Source organism: Quisquiliibacterium sp., from assembly GCF_982640115.1.
This window is the reverse complement of sequence record NZ_CEXFHW010000009.1, coordinates 1-11797: the sequence shown is the minus strand read 5'-3', so window position 1 is coordinate 11797 and position 11797 is coordinate 1. Positions and strand designations below refer to the sequence as shown.

General features: G+C 69.3%; 14 protein-coding genes. 3 read left to right on the top strand and 11 right to left on the bottom strand.

What is annotated here, in order from left to right:
* The 3 genes from AC2H6A_RS02115 to AC2H6A_RS02105 are packed head-to-tail and all read left to right on the top strand — an operon-like array spanning position 1 to position 1558.
* Positions 1-186, top strand: a complete 186-nt coding sequence (locus tag AC2H6A_RS02115; protein WP_484271477.1) for a hypothetical protein — start codon at positions 1-3, stop codon at positions 184-186.
* A complete protein-coding gene (locus AC2H6A_RS02110) occupies positions 183-635 on the top strand; it encodes a DUF2269 family protein (RefSeq protein ID WP_484271476.1) in 453 nt (150 codons plus the stop codon). The genes AC2H6A_RS02115 and AC2H6A_RS02110 overlap by 4 nt, the downstream gene beginning before the upstream one ends.
* Entirely contained in the window at positions 632-1558 is a 927-nt protein-coding gene (locus AC2H6A_RS02105) for a short-chain dehydrogenase/reductase (RefSeq protein ID WP_484271475.1), read from the top strand. Before AC2H6A_RS02110 ends, AC2H6A_RS02105 begins: the two co-directional genes overlap by 4 nt.
* 15 nt (positions 1559-1573) lie before the next feature.
* On the opposite strand, the gene AC2H6A_RS02100 is transcribed toward AC2H6A_RS02105, so the two are convergent.
* The 11 genes from AC2H6A_RS02100 to bchC all read right to left on the bottom strand — a co-directional run bounded on the left by AC2H6A_RS02100 (position 1574) and on the right by bchC (position 11430).
* A complete protein-coding gene (locus tag AC2H6A_RS02100; protein ID WP_484271474.1) occupies positions 1574-2590 on the bottom strand; it encodes a carotenoid 1,2-hydratase in 1017 nt (338 codons plus the stop codon).
* 48 nt (positions 2591-2638) lie between these two features.
* Positions 2639-3793, bottom strand: a complete 1155-nt coding sequence (pufC, locus tag AC2H6A_RS02095) for a photosynthetic reaction center cytochrome PufC (protein ID WP_484271473.1) — start codon at positions 3791-3793, stop codon at positions 2639-2641.
* Positions 3790-4764 (bottom strand): photosynthetic reaction center subunit M, encoded by a 975-nt coding sequence (pufM, locus tag AC2H6A_RS02090; protein ID WP_484271472.1) that lies wholly within the window; start codon positions 4762-4764, stop codon positions 3790-3792. The genes pufC and pufM overlap by 4 nt, the downstream gene beginning before the upstream one ends.
* A gap of 17 nt (positions 4765-4781) precedes the next feature.
* Entirely contained in the window at positions 4782-5606 is an 825-nt protein-coding gene (pufL, locus tag AC2H6A_RS02085; protein ID WP_484271471.1) for a photosynthetic reaction center subunit L, read from the bottom strand.
* A 106-nt stretch (positions 5607-5712) separates the two neighbouring features.
* A complete protein-coding gene (locus AC2H6A_RS02080; RefSeq protein ID WP_484271470.1) occupies positions 5713-5928 on the bottom strand; it encodes a light-harvesting antenna LH1, alpha subunit in 216 nt (71 codons plus the stop codon).
* Positions 5929-5943: 15 nt separating this feature from the next.
* On the bottom strand, positions 5944-6165 hold the full coding sequence (locus AC2H6A_RS02075) for a hypothetical protein (RefSeq protein WP_484271469.1): 222 nt from the start codon (positions 6163-6165) through the stop codon (positions 5944-5946).
* A 27-nt stretch (positions 6166-6192) separates the two neighbouring features.
* On the bottom strand, positions 6193-6336 hold the full coding sequence (gene pufB / locus AC2H6A_RS02070) for a light-harvesting antenna LH1, beta subunit (RefSeq protein WP_484271468.1): 144 nt from the start codon (positions 6334-6336) through the stop codon (positions 6193-6195).
* Positions 6337-6481: 145 nt separating this feature from the next.
* Entirely contained in the window at positions 6482-7939 is a 1458-nt protein-coding gene (bchZ, locus tag AC2H6A_RS02065) for a chlorophyllide a reductase subunit Z (protein ID WP_484271467.1), read from the bottom strand.
* Positions 7939-9465, bottom strand: a complete 1527-nt coding sequence (bchY, locus tag AC2H6A_RS02060; RefSeq protein WP_484271466.1) for a chlorophyllide a reductase subunit Y — start codon at positions 9463-9465, stop codon at positions 7939-7941. Before bchY ends, bchZ begins: the two co-directional genes overlap by 1 nt.
* A gap of 10 nt (positions 9466-9475) precedes the next feature.
* Positions 9476-10489, bottom strand: a complete 1014-nt coding sequence (locus AC2H6A_RS02055) for a chlorophyllide a reductase iron protein subunit X (RefSeq protein ID WP_484271465.1) — start codon at positions 10487-10489, stop codon at positions 9476-9478.
* Entirely contained in the window at positions 10486-11430 is a 945-nt protein-coding gene (gene bchC, locus AC2H6A_RS02050) for a chlorophyll synthesis pathway protein BchC (RefSeq protein WP_484271505.1), read from the bottom strand. The genes AC2H6A_RS02055 and bchC overlap by 4 nt, the downstream gene beginning before the upstream one ends.
* Between the last annotated feature and the right edge of the window lie 367 nt (positions 11431-11797).

The window sequence follows — 11797 nt, the reverse complement described above, 5'->3', positions numbered from 1 at the left end:
ATGAGCGAGTCGGTGCCCCTGCTCAAGCTGGTCGAGGTGCTGGTGGTGCTGGCCGCCGGGGTGGGCTTTGCCTGGTGGCAGTTCTCGGACCTGGCCCGCGCCCGGCGGCAGACCGAGCGCGAGCGGGAGCAGGCGGCGGCTCGCGAGCGGGCGCAGTCGGCCGCCGGTCCGGAGAACCCGCCGTGAGCGCCACGCTCAAGATCATTCATGTGCTCAGCGCCTGCCTGTTCCTGGGCAATGTGATCGTGAGCGGCACCTGGGCGGCGCTCGCCGAGCGCACCCGCAATCACACCATCATCCAGTTCAGCAACCGCATGGTGCTGATCACCGATGTGCTCTTCACGCTCACCGGCTCGCTCGGCGTGGTGATCACCGGCTACCTGATGGCCGACCGCTGGGGCGGCGAGGCGCAGCATCCCTGGATCCGCTGGTCCTACCTGCTCTTCGGGCTCTCGGGCCTGATCTGGCTGTTTGTGCTCATGCCCATCCAGCTCAAGCAGCGCCAGCTGCTGCGCCAGAACGATGTGATCACGCCGCAGTACCTCAGGCTCTCGCGCCAGTGGCAGATCTGGGGCGCCGGGGCCACCATCCTGCCGCTGCCGATCCTCTACTTCATGGTCACCAAGGCGGCATGAGCGCGGCCGGCGCCGGGCTGCGCGGCCAGGTGATCCTGGTGACGGGTGCCGGCGCGGGCATCGGCGCGGCCGGCGCACGCGAGTTCGCACGCCGCGGCGCCTTCCCGGTGCTGATGGATGTCGATGCGGGCCTCGCCCGGGCCGCAGCCAAGGCCATCGGCCCGCAGGCCATGGCCGTGGTCGGCGATGTCTGCGAGATGGCCGACTGCGAGGCCGCCGTGGCCGCTGCGCTCGAACGCCATGGCCGGCTGGACGCCGCCTGGGCCAATGCCGGCATCGCATCCTTCGGGCCGCTCTCGCACACCGATCCGCAGGCCTGGCGGCGCTGTATCGATGTCAATGTCATCGGCGTGTTCAACACCCTGCGCGCGGCGCTGCCGCCGGTGCGCGCGCAGCGCGGCTACCTGCTCGCCTCGGCCTCGGCCGCCAGCTTTGCCCACCCGCCGATGATGTCGGCCTACGCGGCCTCCAAGGCCGCGGTGGAGGCGATGTGCAATGCCTGGCGCATCGAGCTGGCCGCGCACGGTGTGGGCGTGGGCGTCATGCATGCCTCCTGGGTGCGCACGCCGCTGGTCGAGGAGGGCGAGATGCATCCCGGCTTCCAGCGCCTGCGCGATGCCGCCCCGCCGATGCTGCGCGCGCAGATGAGCGCCGAGGAGGCCGGCCGGCGCATCGCCGACGCCCTCGAGGTCCGCGCCGACCGTGTATGGGTGCCTGGCTGGGTGCGGCTTCTGCACTGGCTGCGTCCGCTGCTGCACCTGCGCGGCGCCGAGCGCGAGCTGCGTCGCGCCGCACCGGAGCTCGAGCGCATCTACCTGGAAGGTCTTCAGAGCCACGGCGCGCTCGCCTCGTCCTTCGGGCCGCGCGAGCACGAGCGAGCGCTGGCGCGGGCCCGCGAAGGAACGGAAGACGACCGGAGCTAGCCTCGCGGACGGCGGTCAGGGCCGTCGCGGCATCCGCCAGGGCAGCATCAGCCGCACCGGCAGCGAGACCACGCGCGGCACATCCAGGGTCTCGTGGATCGACACCACCGATTCGCCCAGCAGCGAGGATCGGATGGTCGAGCGCACATAGAAGGGCGTGTCCTCGAGCGTGTCGATCAGCACGGGCGGGGCTGCAGCATCGCCTCTCGCCTGGCGGCTGATCCGCCACAGCGATCGGGGCAGCCGATGCCGTGGCGGTACCTCGAAGGGCGCGTGGCTGCCATCGGGCCGGAAGCGCTGCGCGATCACGCGCTCGCCGCCACCCAGCGGGCGCACATCGTAGATGACGGTGGTGTCGCCGTTGGCCATGCCGGCGCGGGACCAGTCCCAGTCGGCGAAGGCCCGCTCCACCGGTTCGGCGCCGTCATTGGCGTCCATGTAGGCATGGCCCGCCCAGCGCAGCGAGGGTTGCTCGAGCGCGACCTCCACCCGCGCACAGGGCGCGATCGGCCCCCAGCGGTGACGACCGGGCGCATCGAGGTCCGCGACGAAGCGGCACAGCCCTTCCGGCCAGAGGCGGATGCGGCCGCGCAGCGGGAAGGGGATGGGCATGCAGCGCTCGTGGATGTCCACGGTGAGGCAGCGTCCGTCCCATGACAGGCTGCTCGGGCCGATGTGAAACGATTCGCGCGAGCGCTGGCTGTGGCGGTGTCCGCGCTCGGTCATCGACCAGCGCTTGCCGCCCTCGCCATAGAGCGCGACATTGAGCGCGCAGTAGTCTTCGGGGTTATCGCGGCCGATGGCCCGTCCGAGCGCGTAGTAGGGCGAGAACACGCTGCCCACGAAGGCGATCACGGTCAGGCCGTGGCGGCCGTCGTCACTCAGGGCATCGAAGTACCACCAGAGGTAGCCGCCGCGCGGAACGGCCTGGTCGAAACGCGGTGCCCCATCAGGACCACGCCCGCCGGCCGCAGTGTCGCGATCGGCGGGCGTGTTGCCCGGTGGGGTGAGGCTGACCGGCGGGTCGATCACTCGGTATCGACGCGCCGGCGCGCCCGCCCCGGGAAGGGCGAGGCCTGCTTACTTCTTGGCGTCTGCCGCGGGCGCGGCAGGTGCGGCAGCCGGCGCGGCGCCGGGTGCCGCATCGCTGGCTGCTGGAGCCGCCGGGGCCGCCGCGGCATCAGCCGTGGCCGGCGCGGCCGCTGCTGCCGCACCAGACACCGCCAGCAGCTCGGGATGGTCCTTGGCCATCTTCGCGCCATACAGGGGCTTGTAGGCGCCCTGGTGGCAGGTGCCGCAGGCCACCTTGGCGACGTCACCCTTCGGCCCCAGCCGTTCAGCCGGGAAGGTCTTGGTGAGCGGCTCCATGTAGGCGTTGTTGAGGTCACGGGCCATGCGGATGCCGTGCCACGCGGTGACCCGCTGCGGCGGCGCCTCGCTCCAGGACTGGAAGCTGCGCGTGTTGTGGCAGTAGGTGCAGTTCACGCCCAGCGACTCGGACATGTGCACCATCAGCGCGTAGGTGTGCTCCGCCTGCTTGGTGGTGTTGCGGTTGAACGCTGCGCCGGTGTATCGCAGGGCCTGATCGCCATTCACCCGGATGGGCTTGTCGTCCTTCAGGTACGGCGTGAAGGGATCGAAGGGAAGCGAGCTCAGCGCCACGCTCGGCGCGGCGATGTTCTGCCCGGCGAGGTCACCCATCAGCGAGTTCTCGTGGCGGCGATCCTTCGGCGCGAACCAGACCTGCGCCGGCACCGGGTTGCCCCGGTGGCAGGTATAGCAGGTGACCCCGGTGTCGCCGACATGCTTCTTCCAGTCGGCGTTCACATGCTGGGTCATCTGGATCATGCGTCGGGCGACCACCTTGGTGTACTTGCTGTCGTCGGCCAGGTTCTGCAGGTTGTGGCAGTAGCCGCAGCCCTGCGTGGGCGCCACCCACTGCGTGATCGACGTCATGTGACGGGTGAACTCGGCCACGCTGAGGTCGCCGAGCACCTGCACATTCTGGTAGATCTCCTTCGCCTTGGGCCCGTCGGACGCCGCGGCCGGCTGCGGGGCCGGTGCGGCATTCAGGCTGGCCTGCGTGGCGAGGGTGCGCGGGTTGTAGACCTGCTCCATGCCCGTGCCGCGATAACCGGTCTGGACCGAGACAACCGGCGGGCGCTCACAGCCGGCCAGCAGCAGGGCTGCCAGCGGCAGGGCGAGCAGCCGGATCGATTTGGCGAACGCGCTCATGGTTTGACTCCCAGCAGGGCAGGGTCGACGCTCAGCGGATAGACGGCGGGGTAGGACGGCACCACGTGATGTTTCATCGCCCACAGGTACCAGTTGTCCACGACAGTGCCGGTCAGCAGGATGCCGATGCCGCCGGTGAGCGGGCACAGCACCGCGAACCACCAGGCCCAGCGGTGGATGGATTCCATGGTGGCGTTGAAGCCCATGGTCCAGCGCCAGAACAGCGCCGCGCGTTCCGAGGCCGTGCCGCGATCGACGATCTGCTCGATCTCGCGCTCGCCACCGTAGCGGCCCACCGCGAGGATGGTCGCGCCGTGCATGGCGAACAGCAGCACCGAGCCGTACAGGAACACGATCGACAGCGCGTGGAACGGGTTGTAGAACAGGTTGCCGTGCCGCAGTGACAGCGCCGAGACCCAGTCGAGGTGCGGGAAGATCCCGAAGGGCACCGCCTCAGACCAGTTGCCCATCAGCAGGGGCCGGAAGAAGCCGCAGACCAGGTACAGCCAGATCGCCGCCGCAAAGGCCCAGGCCACGTGCGTGCCCATGCCGAGCTGCCGCGCTCGCCGGTAGGTGCGCACCCACCAGAGCATCATCGAGACCGTGAGCAGGAAGCCGGTGATGATCCACCAGCCGCCCTGCGCCAGCGGCGGGATGCTCAGGCCGTAGGCCGGTGCGGGCGGCTCCAGGGCCAGCCAGAAGATCTGGCGCAGCAACTGGATGGGGCTGAAGTCGACCGCCGCCAGCATGTTGAAGCCGATGATGTTGAAGGCCAGCGTGCCGAAGACCAGCGAGGCCACGCCCAGACCGCCGAGATACACCGGCCCGATCTGCGCATTGCCGATGCGGCCCAGCAGGTGCCACAGGAAGGGCTTGCCGGTGCGCTGCCAGTCGCCGCGCGGCAGCGCGACGCCGTCGTGCAGCGGACCCACCGGCTGCACAGCTGTGAAGAGGTTCTGATATTCCGCCATGACTTCCTCCTGAGCGGCTAGCGCCAGATCGGCATGTTGAGCCACCAGCCCCACCACTCGGGCCAGCTGCGTGTCCAGAAAGGTCCGCTCACCACGATGCACAGGGCGCTGAAGAAGCCCGCCGCCAGCGCCAGGAAGAGGCCCAGGCGGTGGATGCCCAGGGTGCCGACCGAATAGCCGATGAAGTCGCGGAAGAAGGTGTCTTCATGCTCCGGGGTCTTCACCACCTCGCCCTTCTTGGGGTTGGTGGACGACAGCACCAGGCCGCCGTGCATGGACAGCGCCAGGGTGGTCGCGAAGAACAGGCTCGCCGCGATGCAGTGCCACGGGTTGTAGTGGAAGTGCAGGTACTGGTAGGCGACGTTGCTCACCCAGTCGAGGTGGCTGTAGATGCCGTAGGGGAAGGCATGTCCCCACGCGCCCATCAGCACCGGGCGGATCACCTGCAGCGTCACATAGCCGAGGATCGCGAAGCTGAAGGCGACGGGCACATGCAGCCCCATGCCGAGCTTGCGACAGATCTCCACCTCGCGAAGCGCCCACGAGCAGAAGGCCCCCAGCGCACAGACCGTGATGATCTGCCACAGGCCGCCCTCCATCATCGGCGCGAGGTTCAACCCGTACTTGAGATCGGGCGGCGCGATGCTGATCTGCCAGAGGTTCCAGGTCGGGCCCATGGCCGCGCCCCAGAGAATCATGGCGGTGCCCACCAGCGTGAAGAACGCGGTGGTGACACCGAAAAAGCCGACGTAGAACGGTCCGATCCAGAAATCGAACAGGTCTCCGCCGACGAGGGTTCCCCCTCGAACTCGGTACTTTCTCTCGAAGCTCAGCATGGCCATGTCGGGTTCTCCAGTTGCTGTGCGCTGCGTGGCGGCCGATCGCGTTCCGGCGTTGTCGCGGAAGGCGGGCGGGGGCCGCAGCCCTGATCCGCCCGCCCGCGCGGCGTCAGACGCCGCGCGGCCGCTCCTTGCCCGGGGGCGTCGGCGCGTTCTGCGAAGCCTTCGCAGCCGCGGCCTTGGCCGTGTCGGGGTGCCAGCTGTTGATGTTGTAACGATCGCCGCTGATCTGGATCAGATGGATGCTCGTCGAGACGAAAGCGATCAGCAGTCCGGTGAGGATGATCGCCTTGCGTGGGTCGACGATTCGCCAGTAACGCCACATGTTGGTGTCCTTTCGCTAGCTCAGATGGGAGATGACCGTGTAGACGGCAGACTTCACGCCGCTCCAGGTCGATTGCGCCCCTTCGGCTCCGGGGAGCCAGGTACGCCAGTTCCAATTCAGCAGTTGCCCGACAACAGCGAGCACCAGGAACACGGCGAACAGCGCGAAGAAGATCAGGTGTAGCCCGTCGAGGGGCTTGCCGATCGCCATCGGCTGGTCAACGGATTTCAGTGCCATGACTGCCTCCTTGGGTTGGGGTCTATCTCAGAACCAGGGGCGCCAGATCCACACCAGGCTGTGCGCGAAGAACGCGCCAGCCGCCCAGAGCAGGTAGCCCTGGATGTAGTACTTGTGGAATTCCTGACACTCCGCGTCCGTCAATCCGGACGGATTCACCTTGTCAGCCATAGTCGAAGTCCTCGTTGAATTGCCTCGCGGCAACGGCCTTGCCGACCGGCGCGGCCCATAACGCCTGCGCGTTCCCGCGCCGGCACCCAGACGCCGGGAGAACCCCGACGCATGCCCGACCGACCCTGGGGGAGGGCTCCGCCTGTCACGCGGGGCTCCCCATCCGGGGTCGACCAAACAACCTTGAAAGCTGCTCTTCCTGCACCTGCTCGAGGCCGGCGGCGCGCGCGTCGTGCTCGGCGGCATCGCGCATGCGCTTGGCTGCCGAGATGCGCACCAGCACCGGTTCGGACTCGAGCAGCTGCTCGAGCAGACGGTGCGCGGCCGGATCCCAGGGCATGGAGCCGGTGCCGCTCGCCCGACTGGGCGTGGCCTCGATGCGGTCCATGTCGGTGGCCAGCGGCAGGATGTGGAAAAGCGCGTCGAACAGCGCGTTGCACACCTCCTGCACCAGGTAGGTGGCGCCGGCGTAGCCCATGAAGGGCGTGCCGGTGTGGCGGCGGATGATCGCGCCCGGAAACGAAGCCGGGATATAGGCCGCGCGCCCGCCGCACTCGGCGAGGTACATGCGCTCGTTGTAGCTGCCGAACAGCACCAGCGGGGTCTGTTCCTGCACCAGCTGGCGCACCGTGGCGTTATCGGTCTTCTCGCCGGGCTTGCGCGCCACCGCGAAGCGGCAGGGCAGGCCCATCTCGTCTTCGAGGAAGCGGCGTATGCCCCGGGCGTAGGTGTCGTTGGCCACCACCGCGAAGCTGGCGGTGCCGAAGAAGTCCTGGGTGACCGAGCGCCAGAGATCCCAGAGCGGCTTGATGGTGGTGTGCTTCTCGCGCTCGATGAAGGGCTCGGGGTCGAGATCGAGCAGTTCGCCGAGCTTGCGCAGGAAACGGGTGGTGCTGTGCAGGCCCACCGGCGCCTGCAGCCAGGGGCGGTCGAGCGCCTCGCACAGCATCTGGCCGAACTCGCGGTACAGGCAGATGTTGGCGTCGGCCTCGACCAGGCGCGAGACATCGGCGAGGTGGCTGCCGAGCGGGAACACCATGTTGATCTCGGCCCCGATGCCCTGCACCAGGCGGCGGATCTCGGCGAGATCGCTCGGCGCGTTGAAAACGCCGTAGCTCGGGCCGATCAGGTTGACGCGCGGCTTCTCGCCGGGGGCGCGCGGCTTGCGTGCCGGCACCTTGCGCATGCCGTACTCCGACCACAGCCAGAACATGGCGCGGTTGGCGCACTGCCACTGGTCTTCGTCGATGGTGCGCGGCAGGAATCGCTTGAGGTTGGTGCCCTCGGGCGTGACGCCGCCACCGATCATCTCGGCGATGGAGCCGGTGACCACCACCGCGGGCAGGTCGGGGTCGAGCACGCTGTGGGCACGCTTCATGGCGCCCTCGGTGCCCTCGCGGCCGAGCTGTTCCTCGGCCAGGCCGGTGACCACGATCGGCAGCTCGTGCGGCGGCAGCGCGTCGCTGTAGTGGAGCACCGAGGTGACCGGCAGGTTCTCGCAGCCCACCGGGCCGTCGATGACCACCTGCAACCCCTTGATCGCGGTGAAGACATACACCGCGCCCCAGTAGCCGCCTGCCCGGTCGTGGTCGAGGACCAGCATCAGATCATCTCCTCGGACTTGAGCTTCTTCTGGAGCTTGATCACCTGGCGACGGGTGTGCTCGCGGAACTCGGGCCGGTCCTGCGGCACGCCTTCCCAGACCCCCGAGGCATGACCGTGACCGACATCGCCGAAGAAGGCCTTCATGTCATCGAAGCGGGCCTTGTTGGCGATCGCGGTGTTGATCACCGTGGCGAGCGAGCCAGCACCGGCCGGACCCATCAGCGGCCGGGCCGAGATCAGGTTGGTGAAGTAGAGCGCCGGGATGCCCGCCTGCTTGGCGGCCTGCACCACCGGCGTGGTGCCCACCGCGAGGTCGGGCTTGAACTCGCGCATGGCGGCGAGATCGTCTTCGAGCGAGGCGCGAAAGCGCACCAGCACGCCGCGCGACTCGAGCCACTCGCGGTCGGCCTGCGACCAGGGCGTGCCCGGGCAGGCGCTGCCGACATAGCGCAGGTCGGCGCCGCTCTCGACGAGCAGCCGCGCCACCAGCAGCTCGCTGCCCTCGTAGCCGCTCAGCGTGATGCGGCCCTGGATGGGCGTGCGCTGCAGCGCTGCACGGATGGCCGGCAGGAATCGGTTCTTGGCGTCATCGATGCGGGCCTGGGCCACGCCGGCGGCGCTGCCCACGGCCTGCAGCCAGGCCTCGGTGCCGTCATGGCCGACCGGCGCGGACCCGACCACCGGCCGTCCGGCGGCCTCGAATTCGCGCACGCTGGCGGTGTAGAAGGGATGCAGTGCCGCGGCCACGCTGCAGTCGAGCGCGGCATAGAGTTCGCGCCACTCTCGGGTGGGCACCACCGGGCCGGCGGCCAGGCCGAGCGGCTCGAGCATCATGCCGATGCCCACCGGGTCGGCGGGGAAGACCTCGCCGATCAGCGCCACCGTGGGCTTTTGCGCACGGCCGGCGCGGGGCGCCTGCACCGGGCCGGCTGCAACCTCGCCACGCGCGAACTTCAGCATCGCCCCGGCAAGCACATCCTTGGCCTCGGCGTGCGTGGGCACCCCGAAGCCGGGCACATCGATACCGATGATGCGCACGCCGTTGATCTCGCGCGGCAGCAGCTGCAGCGGCACGCCGCTGGCGGTGGGCACGCACAGGTTGATGATGACGATGGCGTCGAACTGCGCCGGGTCGGCCTGGGCGTGCACCGCCTCGCGGATGTCCTCGAAGAGCTTGCCGGTGACCAGGGTCTCGGAGTTGAAGGGCACATAGCCCACGCTGCGCCGCGCGCCGTAGAAGTGCGAGGTGAAGGTGAGGCCGTAGACGCAGCAGGCCGAGCCCGAGAGGATGGTCTGGGTGCGTCGCATGCGCAGACCCACGCGCAGCGAGCCGAAGGCCGGGCACATGCTCTGCGGCTGGTCGTGCGGGCCCTTGGGGTAGTCGGCGGCGTAGCGCGCCAGGGTGTCGCTCTTGCCGGCCGAGGCGGCGGCCTCGCGCAGCGCCTGGGCGCCGGAATGGCAGCCCAGCCCGTCGCCCTCGAGGGCCTGCGGATTGGGGACGGGAGCCTGAGCGGGGCTGTCCATGGCCATGGTCTCAGGCGGCGTCGTAGACGACTTCGAGGGACGGGCGCACGGTCTGGGTGCTGCCGGTCATGTCGGCCTGAGTGGCCGGCTCGAGCACCACATCGCGGCCGACCGCCGCACCCGAGAACAGGCCGAGCAGGCGGTCCTGGGAGAGCGGCGCAGGCCGCACCGGGGGGGCCTCGGCGACATTGACCGCGAGCGTCTCGAACAGCGGCGCCCACTGCGTGCCGGGCCGGCCGATGATCTCGTAGCTCGCGCTCTTGCGCCGGATGTCCTCGTGGGCCGGGATGGCCGCGAGCACCGGGATGCCGGCCTCGCGGGCAAAGGCCGCGGCCTCGCCGGTGCCGTCGTCCTTGTTGATGACCATGCCGGCCACGCCGACATTGCCGCCGAGCTTGCGGAAGTACTCCACCGCCGAGCAGACATTGTTGGCCACATACAGCGACTGCAGGTCGTTGCTGCCGACCACGATCACCTTCTGGCACATGTCGCGGGCGATGGGCAGGCCGAAGCCGCCGCAGACCACATCGCCGAGGAAGTCGAGCAGGACGTAGTCGAAGCCCCAGTCGTGGAAGCCGAGCTTCTCGAGGGTTTCGAAGCCGTGGATGATGCCGCGCCCGCCGCAGCCGCGGCCGACCTCGGGCCCGCCGAGCTCCATGGCGAACACGCCGTCGCGCTTGAAGCAGACATCGCCGATGGACACTGCCTCGCCGGCGAGCTTCTTGCGCGAGGAGGTCTCGATGATGGTGGGACAGGCGCGGCCGCCGAACAGCAGCGAGGTGGTGTCGCTCTTGGGGTCGCAGCCGATCAGCAGGACCTTCTTGCCCTGCTGGGCCATCATGTAGGAGAGGTTGGCCAGGGTGAAGCTCTTGCCGATGCCACCCTTGCCGTAGATCGCGATGATCTGGGTTTCCTTGGTGGCCGGGGCGGTGCTCACCGGGTCGGGTTCGATCGCCGCCTCGGCGCGCAGCCGCTCCTTCTGGATGAACTGCACGGTGGCGGTGGACGGGCCGGTCGGGGTCATGCGCTTTGCCTCCAGTCGAGAACCATCTTCAGACATGCCGGGTCATCGAACGCCACGGGGTAGGCATGAGCCGCCCGGCTGGCGGGCTCCAGGTGGGTGAGCAGTCCGTCAAGCGAGAGCTGGCCGCTTTCGATCAGCCACTTGACGGCGAGCAGGTCGGCGCGCTTCCACTCGGCGGCCACGCGCAGATGGGTCTCGCGCATGAAGGCCGGAGCGAAGGCAAAGGCGATCGGCTGGGTGTAGAAGCCGGCGAGCACGATCTCGCCGCCCGGCGCGGTGCGCGCCACCAGGGAGTCGAGCAGCGAGGCGTCGCCGCTCACGTCGTAGATGACGCGGTAGTTGCGCCGGTCATCGTCCTCGGGACGGATCACCGGATAGCCGATCGCGCCGGCGGCGCGCTGCGGGTTGCGCTCCCAGACCACCGGGGCGGGCGCGCCGGAGAGCACGGTGAGGCGCGCCAGCAGGCGACCGAGCACGCCATGACCGACGATGAGTTCGGGCGGCTGATGCGGGCCGTGCGGTGCGCTGCCTGCGACCGCGTGGTAGGCGGTGGCGGCCAGCGCGAGCAGCACGCTGCGCTCGCCGAGCTGGTCGCTGATCGGCACCACCCGGTCGCCAGGGACCACCACGCGGGAGGCGGCGCCGCCGAACAGCCCGCGGATCTCGCCGAAGCAGCGTGCGCCGGGCACGAACACGGTCTGGCCTTCGCGCAGGCCCGAGGCGGCGCCGGCCTGGCGCACGCGGCCCACGGATTCATAGCCGGGCACCAGCGGATAGCCCATGCCGGGGAAGAACGGCATGCTGCCGCTCCAGAGGAGTTTCTCGGTGCCGGTGCTGATGCCGCTGAACTCGATGTCGACCACGACATCGGTCTCGGCCGGCGGCGTGATGCCGATCTGGCCGAAGCGGATGTGCCCGGGCTGCTCGAGCACGACAGCCATGGTGTTCACCGGTTTCCTCCCTGGTTTATGCGGCTGGCCGGGTGCGCTGGTGTGGCGCCGGCAGGCCGGGCAGACGGTCTGGTGACACGCCGCCGATCTTGTCTGAGTGTCATCTTAGCCGTACAGCAAGGGGTGTCAAGAAAAAATGACTTCATCGGGCCGGAGTGGTAAGGAATGAATTCGGGGTTGCGGCTGATGAATCAGCCGCGCCGGCCGCGGGCCAGCATCACCCGGGTCTGCAGCGGCAGCCGGGTGGGCAGCAGGCTGGCGCGCGCAAAGCCCGCCTCGAGCAGCAGTTCGCGCAGGCGCTGCGGCGTGCGCGAACGGCCGCGGCCCATCGCGAGCAGATAGAGCCCGTAGTACGCAT